Source organism: Corynebacterium sp. c24Ua_83 (assembly GCF_039907245.1).
GTDB lineage: Bacteria > Actinomycetota > Actinomycetes > Mycobacteriales > Mycobacteriaceae > Corynebacterium.
Genome location: NZ_JASBOI010000002.1, coordinates 188158 through 210415, shown reverse-complemented (window position 1 = coordinate 210415; position 22258 = coordinate 188158). Strand labels below are relative to the sequence as shown.

22 protein-coding genes are annotated in these 22258 nt (G+C 63.4%); 7 read left to right on the top strand and 15 right to left on the bottom strand.

Annotation, left to right across the window (positions count from 1 at the left end):
* Positions 1 to 3 precede the first annotated feature (3 nt).
* Both QKE30_RS02605 and QKE30_RS02600 read left to right on the top strand, forming a co-directional pair.
* Positions 4 to 540, top strand: coding sequence for a DUF1003 domain-containing protein (locus tag QKE30_RS02605; protein ID WP_071057086.1), 537 nt, complete (start codon positions 4 to 6; stop codon positions 538 to 540).
* A 65-nt stretch (positions 541 to 605) separates the two neighbouring features.
* Positions 606 to 1736: an Mrp/NBP35 family ATP-binding protein gene (locus tag QKE30_RS02600; protein WP_071057088.1), complete on the top strand. Its 1131-nt coding sequence runs from the start codon at positions 606 to 608 to the stop codon at positions 1734 to 1736.
* A gap of 41 nt (positions 1737 to 1777) precedes the next feature.
* On the opposite strand, the gene tatB is transcribed toward QKE30_RS02600, so the two are convergent.
* The 3 genes from tatB to sigE all read right to left on the bottom strand — a co-directional run bounded on the left by tatB (position 1778) and on the right by sigE (position 3451).
* Positions 1778 to 2365, bottom strand: coding sequence for a Sec-independent protein translocase subunit TatB (gene tatB / locus QKE30_RS02595; protein ID WP_071057090.1), 588 nt, complete (start codon positions 2363 to 2365; stop codon positions 1778 to 1780).
* 36 nt (positions 2366 to 2401) lie between these two features.
* Complete coding sequence (locus tag QKE30_RS02590; protein ID WP_071057091.1) at positions 2402 to 2770, bottom strand: zf-HC2 domain-containing protein; 369 nt, start codon at positions 2768 to 2770, stop codon at positions 2402 to 2404.
* A 90-nt stretch (positions 2771 to 2860) separates the two neighbouring features.
* Positions 2861 to 3451 carry an RNA polymerase sigma factor SigE gene (gene sigE / locus QKE30_RS02585; protein ID WP_239200106.1) on the bottom strand — a complete coding sequence of 197 codons (591 nt, stop codon included), beginning with the start codon at positions 3449 to 3451 and terminating at the stop codon, positions 2861 to 2863.
* 199 nt (positions 3452 to 3650) lie between these two features.
* Between sigE and QKE30_RS02580 the strand changes: the two genes are divergently transcribed.
* The gene (locus QKE30_RS02580; protein ID WP_071057093.1) at positions 3651 to 4331 is read left to right on the top strand and encodes a methyltransferase; all 681 of its coding nucleotides are present in this window, start codon (positions 3651 to 3653) and stop codon (positions 4329 to 4331) included.
* Between the two features lie 99 nt (positions 4332 to 4430).
* On the opposite strand, the gene glgC is transcribed toward QKE30_RS02580, so the two are convergent.
* On the bottom strand, positions 4431 to 5648 hold the full coding sequence (glgC, locus tag QKE30_RS02575) for a glucose-1-phosphate adenylyltransferase (protein ID WP_071057094.1): 1218 nt from the start codon (positions 5646 to 5648) through the stop codon (positions 4431 to 4433).
* 146 nt (positions 5649 to 5794) lie between these two features.
* Between glgC and glgA the strand changes: the two genes are divergently transcribed.
* Together glgA and QKE30_RS02565 are read left to right on the top strand one after the other, a co-directional pair.
* Positions 5795 to 6979, top strand: a complete 1185-nt coding sequence (glgA, locus tag QKE30_RS02570; protein ID WP_071057095.1) for a glycogen synthase — start codon at positions 5795 to 5797, stop codon at positions 6977 to 6979.
* Between the two features lie 27 nt (positions 6980 to 7006).
* A complete protein-coding gene (locus QKE30_RS02565) occupies positions 7007 to 8572 on the top strand; it encodes a GH32 C-terminal domain-containing protein (protein WP_071057097.1) in 1566 nt (521 codons plus the stop codon).
* Between the two features lie 32 nt (positions 8573 to 8604).
* Here QKE30_RS02565 and QKE30_RS02560 read toward each other — a convergent pair whose 3' ends face one another.
* The 5 genes from QKE30_RS02560 to dapE form a co-directional block, all read right to left on the bottom strand.
* The gene (locus QKE30_RS02560; protein ID WP_035005593.1) at positions 8605 to 9480 is read right to left on the bottom strand and encodes a methyltransferase domain-containing protein; all 876 of its coding nucleotides are present in this window, start codon (positions 9478 to 9480) and stop codon (positions 8605 to 8607) included.
* Positions 9481 to 9637: 157 nt separating this feature from the next.
* Positions 9638 to 11116: a leucyl aminopeptidase family protein gene (locus tag QKE30_RS02555; RefSeq protein WP_347934019.1), complete on the bottom strand. Its 1479-nt coding sequence runs from the start codon at positions 11114 to 11116 to the stop codon at positions 9638 to 9640.
* Positions 11117 to 11119: 3 nt separating this feature from the next.
* On the bottom strand, positions 11120 to 11500 hold the full coding sequence (locus tag QKE30_RS02550) for a DivIVA domain-containing protein (protein WP_347934018.1): 381 nt from the start codon (positions 11498 to 11500) through the stop codon (positions 11120 to 11122).
* 50 nt (positions 11501 to 11550) lie between these two features.
* On the bottom strand, positions 11551 to 12444 hold the full coding sequence (locus QKE30_RS02545) for a TIGR00730 family Rossman fold protein (protein ID WP_347934017.1): 894 nt from the start codon (positions 12442 to 12444) through the stop codon (positions 11551 to 11553).
* Between the two features lie 83 nt (positions 12445 to 12527).
* Positions 12528 to 13682 (bottom strand): succinyl-diaminopimelate desuccinylase, encoded by a 1155-nt coding sequence (dapE, locus tag QKE30_RS02540; RefSeq protein WP_071057105.1) that lies wholly within the window; start codon positions 13680 to 13682, stop codon positions 12528 to 12530.
* A 137-nt stretch (positions 13683 to 13819) separates the two neighbouring features.
* On the opposite strand from dapE, the gene QKE30_RS02535 reads away from it, so the two are divergent.
* Together QKE30_RS02535 and dapD are read left to right on the top strand one after the other, a co-directional pair.
* Positions 13820 to 15265, top strand: a complete 1446-nt coding sequence (locus tag QKE30_RS02535) for an amino acid permease (RefSeq protein WP_071057107.1) — start codon at positions 13820 to 13822, stop codon at positions 15263 to 15265.
* A gap of 29 nt (positions 15266 to 15294) precedes the next feature.
* Positions 15295 to 16326 (top strand): 2,3,4,5-tetrahydropyridine-2,6-dicarboxylate N-succinyltransferase, encoded by a 1032-nt coding sequence (gene dapD, locus QKE30_RS02530; RefSeq protein ID WP_071057109.1) that lies wholly within the window; start codon positions 15295 to 15297, stop codon positions 16324 to 16326.
* Between the two features lie 27 nt (positions 16327 to 16353).
* On the opposite strand, the gene QKE30_RS02525 is transcribed toward dapD, so the two are convergent.
* The 6 genes from QKE30_RS02525 to QKE30_RS02500 form a co-directional block, all read right to left on the bottom strand.
* On the bottom strand, positions 16354 to 17229 hold the full coding sequence (locus tag QKE30_RS02525; RefSeq protein WP_071057111.1) for a pseudouridine synthase: 876 nt from the start codon (positions 17227 to 17229) through the stop codon (positions 16354 to 16356).
* Between the two features lie 78 nt (positions 17230 to 17307).
* Positions 17308 to 18444, bottom strand: a complete 1137-nt coding sequence (gene dapC / locus QKE30_RS02520) for a succinyldiaminopimelate transaminase (RefSeq protein ID WP_347934015.1) — start codon at positions 18442 to 18444, stop codon at positions 17308 to 17310.
* Between the two features lie 92 nt (positions 18445 to 18536).
* The gene (fdxA, locus tag QKE30_RS02515) at positions 18537 to 18854 is read right to left on the bottom strand and encodes a ferredoxin (protein ID WP_011273859.1); all 318 of its coding nucleotides are present in this window, start codon (positions 18852 to 18854) and stop codon (positions 18537 to 18539) included.
* Between the two features lie 69 nt (positions 18855 to 18923).
* Positions 18924 to 19373: a hypothetical protein gene (locus QKE30_RS02510; protein WP_237746326.1), complete on the bottom strand. Its 450-nt coding sequence runs from the start codon at positions 19371 to 19373 to the stop codon at positions 18924 to 18926.
* 57 nt (positions 19374 to 19430) lie between these two features.
* Positions 19431 to 20426, bottom strand: a complete 996-nt coding sequence (gene mshB, locus QKE30_RS02505) for an N-acetyl-1-D-myo-inositol-2-amino-2-deoxy-alpha-D-glucopyranoside deacetylase (protein WP_071057115.1) — start codon at positions 20424 to 20426, stop codon at positions 19431 to 19433.
* A 3-nt stretch (positions 20427 to 20429) separates the two neighbouring features.
* Complete coding sequence (locus QKE30_RS02500; protein ID WP_256329868.1) at positions 20430 to 22250, bottom strand: ABC transporter family substrate-binding protein; 1821 nt, start codon at positions 22248 to 22250, stop codon at positions 20430 to 20432.
* Positions 22251 to 22258: the final 8 nt, after the last annotated feature.

Below are 22258 nucleotides of genomic sequence, written 5' to 3'. Positions count from 1 at the left end.
ACTATGGCTCGCAAGTTTTCCCGCGCGGATCTCGATACACCAACCGATGCCACTCGCCAGAAGAAGAAGTTCAACCTGGATGGCGATGGAGTGGGCCGGGTAGCCGAGAACATCGCCCGCTTTCTGGGAACCGGCAAGTACCTCTTCTATCAGACCGTCATCGTGGTCGCCTGGATCGCCCTGAACCTGGGCGGCATGTGGTGGAACTGGGATCCCTACCCGTTCATCCTGCTGAACCTCGCCTTCTCCACTCAGGCGGCCTACGCCGCGCCGCTGATCCTGTTGGCGCAAAACCGCCAAGATGACCGTGACCGCGTCAGCCTGGATGAGGACCGCCGGCGCGCCGCGGAGACCAAGGCCGATACGGAGTTCCTGGCCCGCGAGGTCGCCAGCGTGCGCATTGCCGTGGGCGAGACCGTCACGCGCGATTATCTGCGCCGCGAGCTGGAGGAGCTCAACGACATCCTGCAGCGCATCGACGACAAGATCAACGACTCCCGCCGCGATGAAGAAGCCCGCGGGGATGCGCGCGGGGACTAACCCCGGCACCCGCAGGCGAGGCCAAATTAGCGTCTCGCCGGTCGTTCGATAGACTGAAACCCATCATGTCCCAAGTCACTGAATCCGCTGTACGCAGCGCGCTATCCCGCGTAGAGGATCCTGAACTAAACCGCACGATCACGGATCTCGGCATGGTGAAGTCCATCGACATCAACGGTAGTGATGTCGCCGTGGAGATCTACCTGACGATCGCCGGCTGCCCGATGAAGAACCACCTGACGGAGAAGACGCGCGAGGCCGCGGCTTCCGTCGAAGGCGTGGAAAACGTCACGGTCACCACCGACGTGATGAGCGACGAGCAGCGCCGAAATATCCGCCAGATGGTGCGCGGAGACTCGGCCGACCCGGTGATCCCCTTCGCCCAGGCCGATTCCACCACCCGAGTATTTGCAGTCGCCTCCGGTAAGGGCGGCGTGGGCAAGTCCAGCGTGACCGTAAACCTCGCCGTCGCTTTGCAGAAGCGCGGCCTCAAGGTCGGCGTGATCGACGCCGACATTTACGGCCACTCCGTCCCCGGCCTCATGGGCTCCACGGATAAGCCACACCAGGTAGACGAAATGATCATGCCGCTGCAGGCGCACGGCGTGAAACTGATCTCCATCGGCCACTTCATCGGCGATAACTCCCCCGTCGTGTGGCGTGGCCCGATGCTGCACCGCGCGATCCAGCAGTTCCTGGCCGACGTCTTCTGGGGCGACCTGGACATCCTGCTGCTGGACCTGCCGCCGGGCACCGGCGACGTGGCGATCTCGGTGGCACAGCTGGTGCCGAATGCCGAGCTGCTGATCGTCACCACCCCGCAGGCCGCCGCCGCGGAGGTTGCAGAGCGTGCCGGCTCGATTTCCCAGCAGACCCGCCAGCGCATCGGCGGCGTGATCGAGAACATGAGCTGGATGGACATGCCGGACGGCTCCCGCATGGAGGTATTCGGCTCCGGTGGCGGCCAGTTCGTCGCTGATCGCCTTTCCCAGATCACCGGCGCCAAGGTGCCACTGATGGGCCAGATCCCGCTGGATCCGAACCTGCGCGTCGGCGGCGACCTGGGCAACCCAATTGTGCTGTCCGAGCCGAACTCGCCGGCCGCCATCGCCTTCGGCGGAATCGCCGATCAGCTGGCGGTGCGCCGCAGTTCGCTGGCAGGTAAGTCGCTGAACCTCGGCGTCACAAAGAAATAAACGAAACAGGCGAAACAGGCACAGCGCCTAAACAAAGAGCCTTAGGTCACGTCCTCCCACCCGTAGCCGGGTGCGGAGGGCTTTTCTTTAGCAGAATCCGTGTTCCCCGCATCCCCCGTCAGCTGCTCGGCGGCATCGGCGACTGGGGAATCGAGGCCGGAGCGGGACTCTCCTGCGTTGGACTGCTGGGTCACAGCAATCCCGCCGTTGTCCGCACTACCACTGGCAGGGGCGGGCTGGGACTGCGCGGAACTCTTGTTCTTGTCGGCCTTAAGGGACTCGCGCAGGTTCGGCTTGCGCACCGTATCGACGGTGTCCTTCACATCCTGCTTCGTCTCGTTGAAGGAGGTCAGGAAGCTATCGTCGTCATCCAGAAGCGTCTTGGTGATGAAGCCCTTCGCGCCCATCTGGCGCACCGAGTTGAGCTCTTGCAGCGGCTTGGAAAACTCCCGGAAGTCCTCCCCCAGCTCCCCGTCGATCTGTTCCTTTGCCTGCGATACGGCCTTACGCACCGCCAGCAACATCGCGCGGGCTTCCTTGATGAGCCCCGGCAGGCGCTCCGGGCCGATTAGAAACAGCGCAACGATCAAGAGTACGAGGACTTCGCCCCAACCTACATTGGAAAACACCTGTCTAACCTAACTTACTCCGTAGAGACTTTCACTTTACTTGCCGAGGAAGGAGAGCTTCCGCAGCAGCAGATCTACGCGGTCGACGAGAGTTTCGGGGCGGCGGCAGCCATCGACAGAGAAGCGATGCGGGGCCTCGTCTTCGTCGCACTCATCCGGAATGCGCTGCAGCTTTTCCATCAGTCCGCCGGGGGTGTGCACCGCCGAGGCGTGCTCCCGCAGGCGGTGCGCTGCGCTGCGTTGAGCGCGCACCTCCGCACGGCAGGTTTCGCAGTGCACCAGGTGGATCTTTGCGCGGTGTTCGGCGCGGCGGGATAGCTCCCCATCAACCAGTGCGGCGATGGCTTCGGTGGACAGGTGGTCTACGGACAGCTCCCCCGGAAAATTCTCTACGAAAGATGTCACGTGCCCTACCTGCCTTTCTGCATGTCCCAGTTGCGGTTGCGTTCAACGTTTCTTAGCTGCCGGTAGCAGCTAAGCCAGACCTAGACCGAGCTAGGCCTGGCCGGTGAAAACCAGTTCGCCTTGGTTACGCTCCAGGTTACCCCGAAGTTGCGCGCGGGCGCGGTGGATGCGGGAGCGGACGGTGCCCATCTTGATGCCGAGGGTCTGGGAAATCTCGTCGTAGCTCATGCCCAGCCCGTCGCACAGGACGACCGCCACGCGGTATTCGGGAGCCAGCTGATCCAGCGCCTGCTCCAGCGCCGGGTCGAGGTTGTTGAGCTCGAACGTGGCCGCGGGGTCGGCGATGCCGCCTTCGATGCGGTCGTAATCCTCCGGCAGCGCCTCCATGCGGATCTTCGCGCGGCGCCGGACCATGTCTAGGAACAGGTTGGTGGTGATGCGGTGCAGCCAGCCTTCAAAGGTGCCCGGCTGGTAGCTCTTCAGGCTGCGGAAGACACGCATAAACGTATCCTGCGTGAGGTCTTCTGCATCTTGCTGGTTACCCGCGAGCCGGTAGGCCAGGCGGTACACACTGTCGGCGTGCTCCGCGACCAGTTCCCCCCAGGTCGGAAGCTCACCCGTCCCTGCGTCGAACTCGGCGGTGGTTCGCGGAACGGGGTTCTGGTCTGCGTTCATGACCATAATTATGGCTAGTCGTCCTCAAAATGTTGTGCTACTCACCTGGCAGTTTCCTGTGAGGTTTTTACCCCTATCGGGGGAGCAAAGAAAGTTCGTCACTTCGGTCACTTCTGTTTACTCTCTTTTCTATTTTTGACGCCACCGTCTGACATGCCGAGGGCAAGCAAAACATCGACGCATTCCTGGCCTATCGTGTGGAAGCGTGAATGCTGCATCATCTTCCCCCATTGAGGCCATCCGTGAGTACGTCCGGGCGACCACCGAGCCGGACGAGGTGACCACCGCTGCCGTCGAGGCCGCGGAAGAGTTCGGTCTGCTCACCCCCGATGCGATGACTGCCGAGTTCTTGGAGTTCATCGCCACCCGCGCTGGCGCGAACGCCGCCGCCCAGGGGCACACCCCCACCGGCATTATTGTTTCCCCCGCCAGCGGTGTGATTGGCCTGCACCTGTTTAAGGGGCTGAGCGCAGCCCAGGTGGAAGGCCACCTGACCTGCATCGAACCGGAGGTGCAGCACCAGCAGCTGGCCAAGCAGGCTTTTGCCAACGCAGGCCAGCGCCCGAATACCTTCCGATTCCTCCCCAGCGCACCGCTGGATGTTATTCGCCGACTGGCGAACGATAGCTACGACATCGCTGTCGCAGAGGCAGCCACGGAGGAATTCACGGCCATCGTGGAATCCACGCTCCCCGCCCTGCGCACCGGTGGCGTGCTGATCCTGCTGGATAGCCTGATGGACGGCCTGGTCGGCGACGAAAGCCACACCGACCGGCAGACTGTGCGCGCCCGCGAGGCAGATCAGTTCTTCCGCGAGCTGAACAACGCCAAGATCTCCCGCCTCCCCCTCGGCGCCGGTGCCACCCTGATCACCAAGACCAGCTAACAAGAAATCCCCGCGCCCAATCTGAAGGGTGCAGGGATTCTTCCTGGCGCAGTTCTTCCCGGTGCGGTTCGCCTTTTACGACCGCGCTAGAAAACAGCGCTAGACGACCACGTTCTTGCCGATGCAGACCACGCCGCCCTTAGAGATGGTGAAGCGATCCTGATCCCGAGCGCGGTCCACGCCGATAATCTCGCCCGCGGAAACCTGAACGTTCTTGTCGATGATCGCGTGGCGCACGACTGCTCCACGGCCGATGCGTACGCCCGGCATGATCACACAGCCTTCGACAGAGGCGCCCTCTTCCACAATCACGTTCTCGCTCAGAACAGAGTTGCGCACCGTACCGGCGGAAATGATGCAACCCGCCGAAACCATCGAGGACTGAGCAATGCCGCCCTTGACGAATTTCGCGGGCGGGAGGTTACCCGTCTCCGCGGTGTGGATCGGCCACTGCTGGTTGTACAGGTTAAACACCGGGTGCACGCTGATCAGGTCCATGTGAGCCTCGTAGAACGCATCAACGGTACCCACATCGCGCCAATAGCCCTTGTCGCGCTCGGTCTCACCCGGCACGTAGTTGTTGGAGAAGTCGTAGACGTATGCTTCCCCGCGGTCGACCAGGCGCGGGATGATGTCGCCGCCCATGTCGTGGTTGGAGTTCTCATCCTCGGAGTCCTCCTTCAGCGCGTCAATCAGCGTCTGCGCGGTGAAGACGTAGTTACCCATGGAGGCAAAGGAGACCTCTGGGTCGTCCGGCACGCTCGGCGGCTCCGCGGGCTTCTCCAGGAACTGCTCGATCTTGTTGTTATCGTCGGCCTGGATCACGCCGAACGCCGTTGCTTCGTGACGCGGAACGCGCAGACCAGCGACGGTCACTCCAGCACCGCTGTTGATGTGCTCCTGCACCATCTGCTCCGGATCCATGCGGTAGACGTGGTCCGCACCGAACACGATGATGTAATCCGGCTGCTCGTCGTACACCAGGTTGAGGGACTGCAGAATTGCGTCCGCAGAACCGGTGAACCAGCGCTTGCCAAGACGCTGCTGTGCCGGGACCGGGGTGATGTATTGGCCGGTCAGGCCGGACAGCTGCCACGACTGGGAGATGTGACGGTCAAGGGAGTGGGACTTGTACTGGGTCAATACGCAGATCTTGTAGTAACCGGCGTTGACCAGGTTGGATAGCACGAAGTCGATCAGGCGATAGTTACCGCCGAAGGGAACGGCGGGCTTAGCGCGGTCAGCGGTGAAAGGGTAAAGGCGCTTCCCCTCGCCACCGGCAAGGACAATGGACAAGACGTTTGATCTGCTCTTCACACTTTCCAACCTAGCGACACAGCTTTACTTTTGCTTGCCAAGCAGCCAATCGGGTAACCACCCGGTGCCCCCTAATTAGTTATCCGCGATGAACAGCCCGTTTGGTTGCCAGGACACGTAGTGGCCCGCGCGGTTAATCTGGAGGCATGCGTATCGCCATGCTGACAAAGGAATATCCCCCAGAGATCTACGGTGGTGCCGGCGTGCACGTCACCGAGTTGGTTCGTTACATGCGGAAGCTCGAGCACGTGGACGTGCACTGCATGGGTAGGCCGCGCGAGGAGCAGGATGTCTACGTCCACGGCGTAGATTCGGAGCTTGCCGAGGCCAACGGTTCCATCAAGACCCTCTCCACCGGCCTGCGCATGGCGAACTCTCTGGGTGATGCCGAAGTTGTCCACTCCCACACCTGGTACACCGGCCTGGGAGGCCACGTCGGCGGCCTGCTAAACGGCATCCCCCACGTGGCCACCGCGCATTCCCTGGAGCCGCACCGCCCGTGGAAGCGCGAGCAGCTCGGCGGCGGATACGACGTCTCCTCCTGGTCGGAAAAGAACGCGATGGAGAACGCGGATGCTGTCATCGCCGTGTCCGCCAAGATGAAGGAATCCATCCTCGACGCATACCCGGCCATCGATCCGGATCGCATCCACGTCGTGCTCAACGGTATCGACTCCGAGCTGTGGCAACCCCGCCCAACCTTCGAGGCGGCCGTGGAGGCTGGCAATCGATCCGTACTCACGGAATTGGGCGTCGACCCCAACCGCCCCATCGTCTCCTTCGTCGGACGCATCACGCGACAAAAGGGCGTGCCCCACCTGCTCAAGGCGGTCGCTCACCTCGATCCAGAGATCCAGGTTGTCCTGTGCGCCGGCGCGCCGGATACCCCGGAGATCGAGGCCGAGGTCACCGCGCTGGTTGAAAAGCTGCAGGCGGAGCGCGACGGCGTGTACTGGGTGAAGGAAATGATGGAGAAGCCGAACCTGCAGGAGATCCTGTCGGCCTCGGATGTCTTCCTGTGCCCCTCCATCTACGAACCGCTGGGCATCGTAAACCTAGAGGCCATGGCGTGCGGCACGGCTGTTGTGGCCTCCGACGTGGGCGGCATTCCGGAGGTCGTCGTCGACGGCGAGACCGGCACCCTGGTTCACTACGACGAGAACGACGCGGAGACCTTCGAACGTGGACTGGCCGACGCGACGAATGCGCTCGTAGCGGATCAGCAGAAGGTGCGAGCCTTCGGTGAGGCCGGCCGTCAGCGCGCGGTAACGACCTTCAGTTGGGCCACCATCGCCGAGCAGACCGTGGACGTTTACAGGTCCCTGCTTTAAACAGAATCCGCTGGTATGAATGGGAGCATGCACTCTTCCTCCCATAAGCACCGCCCGGAACTGCACGTCACCGCAGAAACGGGGGTGCTGGAAGCCCCCGCAGGCGCCGTCTTCACAGGCCACGCCCTGCATGTTTTCCACCAGTTCCGCCCCCGCGCTGCCGAGGGGTCGCGCTGGGCGCACCAGGTGGCCTCGGAGGCTACGTACGACTGGGACATCTGCGACGACGTCGTAGTTCCGAACCGGGGGCTCCCCGCGCAGGGCGATGCTGCTCAAGATGCCGGCAACAATGTCTCCAGCGGCGCCGAGGTGGACGTCCTCGCCGGCGCGGCGGTTCCGATGGGGCTGGGCGCTGAGCTGTTCTTCGTCACCACCCGCGCCACGGACGAGGCATCCACAGACCAGGCTCTGGCAGCGGACATCCCCCACGGTCAGCGCGGCCCGCGCACCTTCACTATCGAGCGCGCGGAAATCCCGAACTTGATGGAGGCCACGGAGGTTTCGGACGATCCGAGCCTGCCAGATCCCCACGTCCGTCGCCTGGGCCCCATCGAGATCGACGATTCCGCCTTCCCAGTGGAAAATCTGGTGACCCCCTGCGTGATTCGCCACGACGATCCCGCCAACCCCGACGAGGAATGGCTCATGGTCGCCCTCTCCCTCACCGGCGACAAGGACGCGCAGATCGTCGTCCTGCGCTCCGCCGACCGCCAGCACTGGCGCGTTCTGGGGCCCATCGAGCTGCCCGCCGAGGCAGCCCTGCGCCCCGGCCGCCCGTTCGCGCCGCGCATTGTTTCTATGGTGGACGCCGACTCTTCCGTCCGCCGCGATATCCTGTTCGTGACCTTCCCCGGCGACGCTGGAGAATCCGATGAGGTCGCGGGCTACATCGTCGGCAACCTCAGCGGCACGTCGTTCAGCCTGACCAGCTCGTACACCGTCATCGACTTCGGCCACGACTTCACGCGCCCCCGCGTGATCGACCACTCCACCCCGGTGATGTTCGGCCTGGTGGGTGCCCACCCTTCGCTGGATGGGCAGTGGGCGAACTGCCTGTCGGCACCGCGTTACCTCACGCTGGTGGACGGCGAGCTTTTCCAGGACATCGTCGGCGCCCCGACCGCCGTGCGCACGTTCTCTGACTATGCATTCCTCTGGACCGCCCAGCTGGATGCGACCGAGGGCAGTGTCGACGTCGACGTGACGGACGATTCCGGGCAGGTCATCGCAACCATCAGCTACACCAACGACGCTGTCTCCATCACCCGCCTGGGCGTGGACACTCGCACCGCCCCGCTGAAGGATGCGGATTCGGATACGCTGACGATCTTCCTCGACGGTCCGGTGTGTGAGATCTTCGCCGACGGTGGCGCGGTGACGCTCACCAGCGCAATTCCGGCACACTCACAGATCTCCGACATCGACGTGCGCGCTACGGGCGGGGCAAAGATCATCTCCTCCATGCAGACCGCCGGCCGACACCTGATGCGTATGCAGGCGGGCCTGACCTCTCCGGAGGAGCAGGAGCGCTACATGGCCGAGGCCCTCATCGCGGATCGCGACGTGGCCGAGGGAATCCTCGACGAGGACTAGCGGCCACTCGGTAGCGCGAGGCTAGCGCGGCGCTAGCGGTTAGCCTTCGCCAGGCGCGTGATGGCTGCGCGGGCCGTGACCTCCATGGTCTCCGGCAGCGCAGCGATGCGCTCCTGCAAGACATCCGGGTGGATGTGACGCGCCGAGGGGCTCATGCCGATCTGCGCAGCGATGGAAGCCTGATCCAGCTGCATCGGGAACTCAATGTGCTCCGGCTCCCCTACCGGCACCAGGTGGCCGGAAGCCTGGTTGATCATCCGCTCCACCTTGCCTTCCTCCACATCCAGAATGCCCAGCGGTTCACGCAGCTCACCCAGGTGGCCGACGTCCGCGGTCAGGACAACCACCTGTCCCTCCGGCGTAAGGATGCGGGCAAACTCTGCCGCATTACGCGGTGCGAAGACAACCATGATGGCGTCAACACTTTCCGAAAGAATCGGGAGGCGCGACCAGGCGTCGGCCACGACAGCCCCGACCCGAGAGTGCGACGTGGCCAGGCGCTTCGCCGCCGCAGTAGACACGTCGATGCCTACGCCGCGGGAGCGCTCGATCGTGTCGAGGGTGTGCGCCAGGTAGTAACCCGTACCAGCGCCGATCTCCACGATAGACGGGGCGTGCTCAGCAGCAACATTGCCGTCATCCAGCACATTCTCAACGTTGGCGGTCACGGCCTCCACGAAGGGGGCGAAGTGCCCGCCGGACAGGAAGGTCTCGCGAGCGTCAATCATCGACGCATCGTCGCCCGAGTAACGCAGGCCGGAGCCTCCCGCCAGAGTCACATACCCCTGCCGCGCGACGTCATAGCTGTGGCCGGATTCGGAAACCAGAGTGCGCCACTCGTCATCACCGGCGCTCAAGCGCGAACCGTCTACGGGGTCGGCAAGGAGGTCAATGACATCTGCAAGCACGAACGGATTCCTTCCTGAAAAATTTTGCGAGTCTCCCGCGGGCGGGAGCTAATAAACGACCACCCCATCGTAAACCGTCCACTGCTCGAAATGTATATCGGGCAGGCGTGTATCCGCGGGCAGCTTAATGCGCCACTGGAACTAGCGCATCAACCAACTAGTGCATCAACCACTGCACCAGCGTGCGCGCGCCGAAGCCCGTACCCACCGGTGTGACTTCGTCGTAGGTGGATTCCGCGCGCCCCGGGCCGGCGATATCCAGGTGGATCAGCGGTACGCCACGGGTGAAACGGCGCAGGAACATCGCAGCGGTGGTCGCACCCGGCCCCTTCGGGGTTTGACGCACGTCGGCAATCTTGGAGGTTACGTTTTCCTCCAGGTAGTCCTGCATCGGCATTGGCCACCAGCGCTCGCCTACGATAGCGCCGCGACGGGCGAGCTTGACGCCCGCACCCCAGTTATCGGAGAACACAGCACCGGTGCGCAGGCCCAGCGCCACCTTGGCGGCCCCCGTCAGCGTCGCTACGGTCACCACGGCGGCGGGCTTGTACTTCTTCGCTCCATAGCTCACCGCATCGGCCAGGATCATGCGCCCCTCGGCATCGGTGTTCGTCACTTCGGAGGTCAGCCCGCCGTAGTGTTCCACCACATCGCCGGGGCGGTAAGACTTTCCATCGATCATGTTCTCCGCCGTCGGAATCAGTGCCACAACCTTGCGCGGCACCTGCTGCTCGGCCAAAGCACGGAAGGCAGCAATGACACTGGCTCCGCCAGTCATGTCGGTACGCATCGTGTCCATGCCCGCAGCGGGCTTCACGCTAATGCCGCCTGTATCGAAGGTCACGCCCTTGCCCACCAGCACCACGGTGCGACGGCGGCGGCGCTGATCTACCTTCTGCGGATCCCACACCAGCTCGATCAGCATAGGCGGTCGGGAGGAACCCCCACCGACGGCCAGAATGCCACCGAAGCCCTTGTCCTTGAGCCAACCCGCGTCGCGCAGACGCACCTTAACACTGTCCAGATCCTCCACGGCCTTCTTGGCTCGGGTGGCCAGCCACTCCGGAGACTTTACGTTGGCAGGCGCGTTCGCCAGATCGCACGACAGGCAAGTCGCCTTGCCCAAGGCTTTACCTGCGGTCACTGCGGCAACGTAGTCGGCAGTGTCGAAACCGTTGAATTCGTAGCCTTCCGGCAGCACGATGTGAACGTCGCGCACGCGGGCGGGCTTGCGCTTGTTGGTGGTGACGAAGCTGTGGTTGCCGACGATCAGTCCGATGACCAGGGAGCGCACATTGGCGGGCGTGAACTCCCCCGGCAAGTGCACCTGCACAATGTGCTTCTTTGCGCGCACGGGGTGGCCGTCGACAACCTTGCCGATGCGACGCACCAGCCGGGCGCCGGCGCCCCGCCAACCGTCTTCCAGGAACTCGCGGCCATCGCTAAGGTCCAGCGGGCGGCTCGGCTCGTTCGGCACCCACGCCACCCACTGGCCGGTGGCGTCCAGCTCAATCTCACTCGGCGCATTCGCGCCAGGTGCAACCTTCACCTGGGTTTCGATGATTTCGGACCCCTCCGCGCGCGGGCCGATCGTCACACGGGTCACTTTCTGGGGAATGTTTGGGATCGGTGCCATTGCTTAACGCTCCTGTTCACGGGGTTCTGCGATGTCTGTTTGTGCAGCGTGGTCTTCTACAGCGTGTCCTTCTGTAGCGTGGCTCTTAGTAGCGTGAGCCGCGCCACCGACTTGCTGCTCCAGCTCCCCGATGCGTCCAGCGAGCCGGTCGATGTAGAAGTCCACTTCAGCCTGGTTGTAACCGCGAATCTCCAGAGAGAATCCGGCATCCCGGATCCCTTCGGCGGTAAGCGGGCCGTTCTCCAGGTTCTCCCAGTGCTGTTGCTTTGCGTTTCCCGCGGTCACGGGAGGCAGAGCCTCACCGCGGCCGAAGACAGTACCGAGTAGATAAACCAGGAGCGCACCGACGAGGAACGCTCCGACGAGAGACAACAACCAAAACATACCTATTAATCTACCGCCTCAAGGGCTCGTTTCGGCGGCCTGCGGAGGTTCTACTTGGTTCCCGACCCCTTCGTCGGCTTCTCCTTGGCCCCCTCGGCCAGCTCCGCCTCGTCACCGAAACGCTCAAGCTCTGCGTCGATCCGCTCTTGCTCCAGTGCCAGCTCCTCCTGGCGGATCTTCAACTTCCTCACGTGGTTATCGTGTGCGTCCACGCAGATCCGCACGGCCTCGGCCGGGTCGTCGGTGACGTGGAACAGGTCCACGTCCTCTGGGGAGATCATGCCTTCCTCGACCAGCCGGTCATGGATCCAGTCGACCAGCCCGCCCCAGAACTCCTTGCCGATCAGGATTATCGGGAACTTGCGGATCTTCTCCGTCTGCACCATCACCAGAGCCTCGAACAGCTCGTCCAGAGTGCCGTAGCCGCCGGGCAGGCAGATAAAAGCCTGCGAGTATTTCAGGAACATGGTCTTGCGCACGAAAAAGTAGCGGAAGTTCAGCCCCAGGTCCACCCACTGGTTCATGCCTTGCTCCATGGGGAGCTCGATGCCCAGGCCGATGGACATGCCGCCGGATTCCTGCGCGCCACGGTTCGGGGCTTCCATCAGGCCTGGCCCGCCACCGGTGATTGTCGCGTAGCCGGCCTCGTTGATCAGCCGTCCCAGTTCCAGGCCCTTTTCGTAGTACTCGTGGCCGGGCTTCACGCGCGCGGATCCGAACACCGTTACAGCCTTCGGGATCTTCGCCAGCGCACCGAACCCGTCGACGAATTCGGACTGAATACGCATCACGCGCCACGGATCGGTGTGCAGCCAATCAATGCTGGCCTGCTCCCCCAGCAGTCGCTGGTCCGTGGTGGACTTCTGCTTCTGGTTGTGCCTCTTGCCGCGCAGCAGCATCGGTCCGCGGAGTCGGAATTCTCGGTTGTTTTCGCTGGTAGCCATGCGTTCGTGTGCCTTAAATGTCTGGTCGATCTTTATACTTCTTGGTGCTTCTCACGCTACTGGTTGCAGGCTCGTGGCGCTCGTTAGCGGGAGAGGAACTGGATCAACTGGCGACTGACCTCTTCGATCTGCGCCACCGGGCAGCGCTCGTCTGGCGTGTGACACAGCCCCGGGTCGCCGGGGCCGAAGTTCACGGCGGGGATGCCCAGCTCGGTGAAACGGGCCACGTCGGTCCAGCCGTACTTCGGGCGCACCCGCCCTCCTGTGGCCTCCACAAGCTTCGCCGCGAAGGGTTGGTTCAAGCCTGGGGCGGCTGCGGCTGCGGCGTCATCAAGAAAGACAGAGAAACCTTCGGCAGGGTGATCGGGCGTGCCCACCTGCAGCACCTCGTACAGGTGCACCAGAGCCTCGTCCACACTGCGGTGCGGCGCGTAGCGGAAGTTGATGAAAGCCCAGGCCTCGTCGGGAATGGTGTTGTTGGCTACGCCGGATTCGGCCATGACCGCGTTGAGGCCCTCCTTGTAGGTCAGGCCGTCGATCTCCACGTCCTGCGGCTCATAATCCGCCACGCGCACCAGCACACGGGCCAGATCGTGGAGCGCGTTGTGGCCGAGCCAGCTGCGAGCGGAGTGCGCGCGAGCTCCCAGGGCGGTGACCTTCACGCGGATGGTTCCCTGGCAGCCAGCCTCGATCATCGCCCCGGACGGCTCGCCCAGCAGCGCCAGATCGCCCTCCAACAGGTCGGGGTCGGACTGCACCAGGTGGTTCAGGCCGTTGTACTTGGTGGCCACCTCTTCCCCCTCGTAGAGCACCAGCGTCAGGTCGCAGGCCAGCTCCGGGGAGTTCGCCAGAGTGGCGAAGGCATGCGCGTAGCAGGCTGCGCCCGACTTCATGTCCACGGAGCCGAGGCCGAAGATGGTCTGCTCCCCCGTCTCCGGGTCCGGCCCCAGGCGCGAGGGCAGGTTATCCGCCGGCGGCACGGTATCCAGGTGGCCCGCCAGAACCACCCGATCCCCAAGGTCGCGATGGGTGCGCGCGACCAGGGTGTTTCCCCGGCGCGTGACCTCTACGTTCTCGATGGCACGCAGGGCGGGCTCGACAGCGTCGGCGATCTCCTGCTCGTGGTGCGACTCGCTGTAGATATCAACGAGCTGGCGGGTCAGAGGCACCGCCCCTGCAAGAAGGTCGATGGAAGGTGCTGAAGTTTTGGAAGATTCTGAAGGTTCTGCAGTATTCATTGCTTGCGATCCTAGACCAGCTGGCAGCCCGCCGTCGGGGGCAGGCAGGAGTTCTGCAGGGTGAAAAACTACCCGCCACAGGGGCTAAAAGTACCCATGCTGAACTTTATCAAGAGCGGTTGTGTTCTAATTCTGGTATGAAGACTCGAAACTCCGATTCAGGTGCCGCGGAAGGCACCTCTAACGAGCTGGGGCACGGCCTAGAGACTCGTCACCTAACAATGATGGGCTTGGGCTCAGCTGTGGGCGCCGGACTGTTCCTCGGCACCGGCGTAGGCATCCAGGCCGCAGGCCCGGCGGTGCTGCTTTCCTATATCGTCGCCGGCATCGTGGTGATCGCCGTGATGCAGATGCTCGGCGAGCTCGCCGCCGCCCGCCCGGCCTCCGGCACCTTCGCCACCTACGGCCAGATGGCCTTCGGCCGCTGGAATGGCTTCGCCCTGGGCTGGCTGTACTGGTTCATGCTGATCATGGTGATGGGCGCCGAGATTACCGGCGCGGGCGCGATCATGGGCGCGTGGTTCGGCGTGGAAGGCTGGATTCCCGGCCTGGTGTGCGTGGTGTTATTCACCATCGTGAACCTGGTAGGTGTGCGGGGCTTCGGCGAGTTCGAATACTGGTTCGCCTTCATCAAGGTCGCCGTTATCATTATCTTCCTGGTTATCGGCACGGGCCTGCTGCTGGGGCTGTTCCCCAGCTACGACTCCCCTGGCCTGAGCAACTTCTCTGACTTCGCCCCCAACGGCATCTCCGGCATGGCGGTAGGCCTGCTGGCTGTGGCCTTCGCCTTCGGTGGCATCGAGATCGTGACGATCGCCGCCGCAGAGTCGAAGGATCCGGCGAACTCCATCGCCGCCGCAGTGCGCGCTGTCATCTGGCGTATCTCCATTTTCTACTTGGGCAGTGTCTTTCTCATCACCGCTCTGCTGCCCTTCGACACCCTGGGTGAGGCTGAGTCCGCCGAGGAGTCTCCGTTCACCCGCATCCTGGCCCTCGCCCAGATCCCGGGCATCGCGGAGATCATGGAGGTCGTGATCGTCCTGGCTCTGCTGTCGGCCTTCAACGCGCAGATCTATGCCACCAGCCGCCTGATGTACAGCTTCTCCCAGGAACGCAACGCGCCGCGCTGGTTCCGCAAGACCAACGCCCAGAAGGTGCCTTACCGCGCCGTGTGGTGCTCCCTGTTCTTCGCTTTCGTCTCCGTTGCGCTGCAGGTGTGGGGTCCAGAGGACCTGATCAAGATCCTGTTCAACGCCGTCGGCGGCACGCTGCTGGTCATCTGGATGGTTATCGTTTTGTCGGAGATCAAGCTGCGCCCCACCTTCGAGCGCGACGGCAGCCTCTCCGTACGCATGTGGGGCTACCCTGTGCTGCCCTGGCTGACGTTCCTGGCGCTGATCGCCCTGATGGTTCTGATGCTCTTCGATGAGGGTGCCCGTTTGCAGGTCATCACCGTCGCTGTCGCCTTTGTCGTTCTGAGCCTGATCGGCCTGGCGCTGCAGAAGACGCAGGGATCGCAGGAGGCCGATGGCAGTACTGACGCTGCTGGCACTGCTGCGGTAAACAACAACTCCACCACATAGGTACAAACTCATATGTAGGATCGGCAACCATGACTTCTGCTTATGGAAATGGATTTGCCACCCTGACCGATTCTGGCGATGTGCTGGACACCTGGTTCTTCGAGTTCGACCTGGGTTCAGCCGATGCCGATAGCGCTGATTCTGGTGCCAACGGTTCCGCCGAGGCGGGTACACAGGTGCTCGATCTTACTGACGCCAGCGCCTCCGCCCCTGATTCCTTCCGCCCCTTTGCCAAACTGGCCGGCGCGGACGGTGTCCGCGGCACCCGCCGCGTGGCGGTGACCACTAAGATTGCCGATCTGGACACCCCTCCCGCCGATGCGTATGACGCCTACCTGCGTCTGCACCTGATCTCCGGCCGGAAGATCAAGCCCCACGGCTGCAACCTAGATGGCCTATTCGGCCTTCTCAGCAACGTTGTGTGGACCAACCACGGACCGTGTGCCGTCCCCGGTTTCGAGTCTGTCCGCGCCCGCCTACAGGCCGAGCGCGGTCCGGTGACGGTCTACAGCGTGGATAAGTTCCCGCGCATGGTGGACTACGTTGTTCCCACGGGCGTGCGTATCGGCGACGCGGACCGTGTGCGCCTTGGTGCCCACTTGGCGGAGGGAACGACCGTCATGCACGAAGGCTTCGTTAACTTCAACGCGGGCACGCTGGGCTCCTCCATGGTTGAGGGGCGCATTTCCGGTGGGGTTGTCGTCGGCGACGGCTCCGATATCGGCGGCGGTGCTTCCATCATGGGCACTCTGTCCGGTGGCGGCAAGGAGGTTATCTCCGTCGGTGAGCGTTGCCTGCTAGGCGCGAACTCCGGCGTAGGCATTTCTCTGGGTGACGACGTCACGGTCGAGGCCGGCCTGTACGTCACCTTCGGCACCAAGGTCACCCTGACCGGCGAGGTTGCCAAGCAACTGGGCAAGCAGGAAGGCGAGTCCATCAAGGCCTCCGAGCTTTCAGGAGCCAGCGGCATTGTGTTCCGCCGCAACTCTATCTCCGGCGCGGTCGAGGCCGTCGCAAACGCCTCCGCCATCGAGCTCAACGAGGCACTACACGCCAACTAAGCTCCGCACCCTAGGCCCGTGCACTAACTAGGGTCGTTTGCTCCCCCACTGAGACCAAGGAGCTTCCAGGCAGCGCGCAATTTCAACGCGCTGCCTGTCTTTTGTTGACGCCACCAGTGCCAACTCAATAGCGACGGCACGCAAACGCAACGCGCCTGCCCCGGGACGGTACTCCGGGTACGTGTCATCGCCGTAGATGGGGGCGCCCAGGTGATTCATCAGCACCCGCAGCTGGTGCGTGTACCCCGTCAGGGGTTGTAGCTCGTACACGGCGGTAGGAGTGCCTGCGTGTGTATCTTCCGAGGGGGAGACTCCCGCACCGGCACAACTGGCGAGCTTGCGAATGCGTGTGACGGTCAGCCGTGACTTTTCTCCGTCCACCACCTTCACCTGCGGATCGTCTTTGACCTTCAGCATCGGCAGCCGCACCTCCTGCCACTGTGGTCCAATCTCCGGGATATCCGCTGCCAGCGCCTGATAGGTTTTGGAAACTTCGCGGCGCTGGAATTGGGTCTGCAGAAACCCACGTGTGGCCGGGTTGCGCGCAAGCACTAATAGTCCGCGGGTGTCCCGGTCCAACCGGTGGGCTGCCACCAACTCGGGCTCTTGCAGGCGTACGCGCATCAACGATTGCGCTGTAGCGCGCAGCAGCCTTCCGTTTGGCGTAGACGGCAATCCATGCGGCTTATCCACCACCACGGCATCCGGGCCGGAGTACAGAACAGGAATGTCCGCCGCCAATAGCTCTGGGGGTTCTTCTGGAAAGTCTGGATAAACCCATGTGGGCGTCCGTCCCTCAAGAGCAAGCCCCGGAGCCAGCAACGTGCCAGGGGCGTAGGGAGAATCGCCCGCAGCGGCGGCAAGGTAGGTGCGACCGTCATCGGGGACGCAGCCGCTCAGCACGGTTTTAACAGCGGATACGCCATGGCGTGGCGGCGGGCGCCAGCGTTGCAAGGCCGGGATGGGGGCTCAGAGCTCCCGCTACTGGGCGGCTTTGGAGTCCGCTCCAACCAAACGGCGGGCAGCGGCCTCAATGCGCTCGTCGGTGGCAGTCAGGCCCACGCGGACGAAGTTCTTTCCCTTCGGGCCGTAGAAATCACCCGGGGCAACGAGGATGCCCTTATCGGCCAGCTCGGCGACAGTCTCGCGACCGTCGCGCCCCTGCGTGGCCCAGAGGTACAGGCCGCCGTCGGAGTATTCGATGTCGAAGCCAGCCTCCAACAGAGCAGCCTGCAGCAGGTCGCGGCGGTGGCGGTACAGCTGCTTCTGCAGAATCTCGTGCCCATCCTCCACCAGGGCGGCCACCATAGCGGACTGGATCGGTCCGGGGTTCATCAAGCCCGCGTGGCGGCGGATGCCCAGCAGCTCCTGGATTAGCTCGCCGTCGCCGGCCAGCCAGCCCGCACGATAGGAGGCCAGGTTGGAAGTCTTCGATAGCGAGTGCACCGCGATCAGATTGGTGAAGTCTCCCCCGCACACCTCCGGATCGAGGATCGAGACGGGGCGCTCCTCGCCCCACCCCAGGCCCAGGTAGCACTCGTCGGAGACAATGATCGTGCCACGTTCCCGGGCGAACTCCACGAACTTGCGCAGGTGATCCACGCCCAGCACCTGGCCGTGCGGGTTCGCCGGGGAGTTCAGGTAGATCAGCGCCGGAGTCTGCGGCCCCAGCTTCAGCAGCGAATCGCTGCGTAGCACGTCAGCCCCGGCCAGGCGGGCAGAGACCTCGTAGGTGGGATAGGCCAACTCCGGGATCACTACCGTGTGGCCCGCGCCGATTCCCAACAGAGTGGGCATCCAGGCGATGGCTTCCTTGGTGCCGATCACCGGCAGTACCTGGGTATCGGCATCTAAGCCCCGCACCTGGAAGCGCCGCTCCATCGCCCCCACGATGGCTTTCCGCAACTCCGGGGTGCCCTTCGTTTGCGGGTACCCCGGTTCCGCGGCGGATTCCGTCAGCGCCAGCTGAATGGCCGGAGAGACCGGATCTACAGGAGTGCCGACCGACAAATCCACGATCCCATCTGGGTGGCTGGTCGCCTTGGCCTTAGCTTCGGCAAGCGAGTCCCACGGGAAGTCGGGCAGTCGGTCGGCTACTTTGGTGCGCTTGAAGGTCATGCTTGTACTTTATACCGCCTGCTTAGTGCGCCCGGCGCTAACCGGTGCAAGTGTGGGCGTCAATAAAGAAAAAGCAGATAGGCGAATAAAACCTAAGCCTGCGGCGGCAGGTTGGCGATAAGCTCCGCGTCGAAGTCCTGCGGCCCCAGCTTGGCGGCGCCGCCCGGGGAACCCAGATCGTCGAAGAAGGCGGCGTTCGCGTCGTTGTACTCTTCCCACTCGTCCGGCACGTCATCCTCGTAGAAGATGGCCTCAACCGGGCAGACCGGCTCGCAGGCGCCACAGTCTACGCACTCGTCCGGGTGGATGTACAGCATGCGCTTGCCCTCGTAGATGCAGTCAACGGGGCACTCTTCTACGCAAGCGCGGTCCAATACGTCTACACAGGGCTGCGCAATCGTGTAGGTCATCGTCTAAATACCTACCCTTTCTGGAAAGTTCGTCATACTCCACAGAGCTCTCTTCGAGCTTCTATTCTGTCACTTCAGCGGTTCCAGTGAAAACTGAGGGCGAAGCGGCCACGCGGCCGCTGCCATACCGACCACAAACAGCAGCATAGACCACACGGTCTGCGGCATTAGCGTCGCCTCGCCGAAAGGCAGCTCCGGCCACATCACCGCCAGCAGATAACCGGCCAGCCACACCAGCGCGGGAATGCCTGCAACCAGCTTGTTATCAGTCCACAGAAGCGCGGTTTTCGTCACCGCGCGGTTAAAGAAGAACGCAAACAGGATGGTCCACGGCAGCGGCACCAGTGTGTCCCCCACCGTAATGCGAGAGCCAATGTACAAAACGCTGATGAACAGCCCGAACAGCGCGCCGATAGAGAGCCAAACGATGCCGGAAATGCGCTCAGCGCGCGTTGTATCCTGGCGTGCCTGGCTCTTGGTGGGGTGTCCCCAGTTGGGCTCGTCCTTCTTCGCGTTCACGTCGATCCATCCTAGTGCCCTACCCCGCCGGACCTCCAAGGCAACGCGGTTTAGGGCTTAAGTCCCCAGCGCGCGGGCGAAGAAATCCTCGGGCACGCCGGGGGCCGTCCAACCCAGGCGATAGCTTTCGCTATCCAGCAGCGGCTGGGTAATGAGGTTCGACAGGCAGAACAGGGTCGTGGCCGTGGGTGCCGGCGGGTTAGAGTCCCGCGCCTGGTCATTGACGTCCGAGGCCGTGCCATCAGCCACCCAAATCTGGGTGGCGTGGGCGCGCATAGCGGCCTGCTTGGCCGCCACGTCCTCGGCGGTGCCGTGGATAACCAGGTCCACCTCCGCAGACGGCACGGTCGCGATCTCCCCCTCTGCAGGCAAGGTCCAGCCTTCGGGCACGGCCGCCGGGTCCTCCTCGAGGCCCTGCATGCCCTCGGCGAACTTCTCTTCCTCCGTCACGCACCACAGCACCTGGCTGGGAACGAAGACGTCTGCGCCAGCACCTTCCGCACCCGCGCCGCTCAGCTGCCGCACGGCCTCGTGCACAATGCGGTGCACCTGCTTGTGGTCCGGGTGCCCGTAGCCACCGTCGGCAGCGTACGTCAGAATCACCTCCGGCCGGACGCGCTGAATCTGCTCAATCAGCTGCTCGACCTGCGTATCCAGCAAATCTTGCGCGGCCTCATCTTCGCGTGCAAAAGCCCGCGGGTGGCGGATGGACTCGCTGCCCTCCATGCCTGAATCTCGCCACGCACCGCAGCCGCCCAGAAGGTTCGGCCCGTGCTGCACACCCAGCGCACTGAGCGCCCGCTGCAGCTCAGCAATACGGTAACCACCGAGCATTCCCGTGCCGTGCTCGTACTGTTGGGCGTCCACAAGAGCTTGATACTTCTCCCCGATAACCTCGCCTTCCTCGCCGAGGGTGCAGGTGACCACAGAAACGTCGTGGCCCAACCGCCGCGCCTTAGCCAGCGCCAGCCCCGTCCACAGGGTTTCGTCGTCCGGGTGCGCATGCACCGCCATCACGGTGATCTTCTGCGTTTCGGCGGGGGTGCTGGTCACGGGTTAATCCTCCTTGAGGGCATTCTCTGCGGCGTTGCGTTTGTTTTCCTCGATGGGGCTCAGGGTCCACCGTGGCGCCGAGATCAGCACCGAGCTGCTGTTATCCAGTGGCCAGTCTTCCAGCCCCGGGGTCGGTCCGTTGAGCCTGTCCGACGTCACCACGGTGAAACGGTCGGACAGGATGGGCAGCACCGTGGAGATCTCCGCGATCCGCTCGTCGAGCTTCTCCCGCTCGTCGTTGAGGTCGGCACGGCCTTCGCTGAGCTTGTTGAGGCGTTCTTCCAGGTCACGGTCGCAAGTGCCGCTGAGGTTGCCGCCCTTGGGGATGTTGGGGTGTGACGCCCCTTCGTCCCCGCTGTCGTTCCCCTCAGCCGGGTCCTTCGAATCTGCGTCGCCAGACGGCTTCGCGGAGTCTTCCCCTACGGGAGCGGTGGTGCAACCGTACTGTTCCACATAGTCGAAGGTGGCCTGCGGGCTACGCTGCCACGTCACCACGCCATCGACTTCTCCCTGCTCCACAGCCGAGCCGAGAATTTCCCCCGCGTTACCAGTGCGCACGGTGGCGGGAATTCCGGCGTGCAGCAACTGGTCCACGACGGAGCGGGCGGCATCCACCGCTACCTGATCGTCAGTGACTGCGCCGATGACGATGCCGTCTGGGCGCTGGTCGGACTGCAGGTTACGCGGCATTTCCGCGGCGGTTTTCGGGGTGACGTTCCAGCGCGGGGCCTCCACCTCCGGATCCTGGGAGACGATACGTGCGATCCTCTCCGCGTTGATTGCGCCCAGTACCCGGCGGCGGGTTTGCTGGTCAGCGAAAATCGGGCTGGCCTGGTTGAGCTGCAGGTTCAGCTGCACCCCCCGAGCGGTGTTGCGCATCTGCGTGTAGGGCAGCTGGTTAAGAGCCAGGTCGGTGGTGGCCGAACGGTGCGTCATGTACATCTGGATCTGCTCAGTGCGCATCATCTGCGCGCCAGTAGATTCATTCGGCACGGCGGTGAAGCGGATGATGTCCGTCTTGGCCGCCTTAGAACCCCAGTAACGGTCGTTGCGCTGCAGTTCCAGCAGGCCGCGCCCCTCGTCCACGGACTTCACGGAGTACTGCCCCGCAGAAGCGACGGAGCCCCCGTCCATCATCGTGCTGAAGCTGCGCCCCTCTGCCCGGTAAATGTGGCTGGGCAAAAGGTGGGTGAACAGTCGCTTCCAGGAACTCAGAGGCTTATCGAAGGTGACTTTGAAGCTCTTTTCCTTCTTCTCCGGCTCGATGGAGGTGATGTGGCGGTACAGCCCCTTCGCCTCCGCGAGGGGCTCGTCCACAATCGCTTTATGCAGGTATTGGAAGTCGGAGATAGTGATGGGCGTGCCGTCGGACCACTGCGCCTCCGGCTGCAGGGTATAGACCACTTCCGTCGGATTCTCCCGGTCGTTTGGCTTGACCTCGCTGATCAGATCATCGTTGAGGTTCTCCCCCATCGAGCCATCTGTGTAGACGCTCGGCAGGGTCAAGTCGGCAACCGCCGCCACCACCGGGTTGCGGTTACCCACCAGGTGCGGGTTGAGGTTGCCGGTGAAGCGATCCACGCCCACCGCGATCTCCCGCAGGCTCTCATCAACCGGCTGCGGCTGCTGAGTTTGGGTGGAGGCGGAAGGGTCTTCCACCGTCGGAGCCTCGCCCGGATTCGCCTGGCAGGCGGCCAGCGTTAAGGCGAGTGTCGCCGACGTCAGGGCGGTCGCGGCGGTGGGCGTCACACCCCAAAAACCGCGACGGCGTGCGCCGGTAGAACGGCGCGCCGACGAGCTAGACAGTGGAAAGAATGAGAACAAGGGCAACT

What these genes read in the sequence shown, in the direction of transcription:
- QKE30_RS02605 (WP_071057086.1), top strand. Translation starts at nt 4, where the DNA reads ATGGCTCGCAAGTTTTCCCGCGCGGATCTCGATACACCAACCGATGCC.
- QKE30_RS02600 (WP_071057088.1), top strand. Translation starts at nt 606, where the DNA reads ATGTCCCAAGTCACTGAATCCGCTGTACGCAGCGCGCTATCCCGCGTA.
- sigE (WP_239200106.1), bottom strand. Translation starts at nt 3,451, where the DNA reads ATGGTCATGAACGCAGACCAGAACCCCGTTCCGCGAACCACCGCCGAG.
- glgA (WP_071057095.1), top strand. Translation starts at nt 5,795, where the DNA reads ATGCGTATCGCCATGCTGACAAAGGAATATCCCCCAGAGATCTACGGT.
- QKE30_RS02565 (WP_071057097.1), top strand. Translation starts at nt 7,007, where the DNA reads ATGCACTCTTCCTCCCATAAGCACCGCCCGGAACTGCACGTCACCGCA.
- QKE30_RS02555 (WP_347934019.1), bottom strand. Translation starts at nt 11,116, where the DNA reads ATGGCACCGATCCCAAACATTCCCCAGAAAGTGACCCGTGTGACGATC.
- QKE30_RS02550 (WP_347934018.1), bottom strand. Translation starts at nt 11,500, where the DNA reads ATGTTTTGGTTGTTGTCTCTCGTCGGAGCGTTCCTCGTCGGTGCGCTC.
- QKE30_RS02545 (WP_347934017.1), bottom strand. Translation starts at nt 12,444, where the DNA reads ATGGCTACCAGCGAAAACAACCGAGAATTCCGACTCCGCGGACCGATG.
- dapE (WP_071057105.1), bottom strand. Translation starts at nt 13,682, where the DNA reads ATGAATACTGCAGAACCTTCAGAATCTTCCAAAACTTCAGCACCTTCC.
- QKE30_RS02535 (WP_071057107.1), top strand. Translation starts at nt 13,820, where the DNA reads ATGAAGACTCGAAACTCCGATTCAGGTGCCGCGGAAGGCACCTCTAAC.
- dapD (WP_071057109.1), top strand. Translation starts at nt 15,295, where the DNA reads ATGACTTCTGCTTATGGAAATGGATTTGCCACCCTGACCGATTCTGGC.
- dapC (WP_347934015.1), bottom strand. Translation starts at nt 18,444, where the DNA reads ATGACCTTCAAGCGCACCAAAGTAGCCGACCGACTGCCCGACTTCCCG.
- fdxA (WP_011273859.1), bottom strand. Translation starts at nt 18,854, where the DNA reads ATGACCTACACGATTGCGCAGCCCTGTGTAGACGTATTGGACCGCGCT.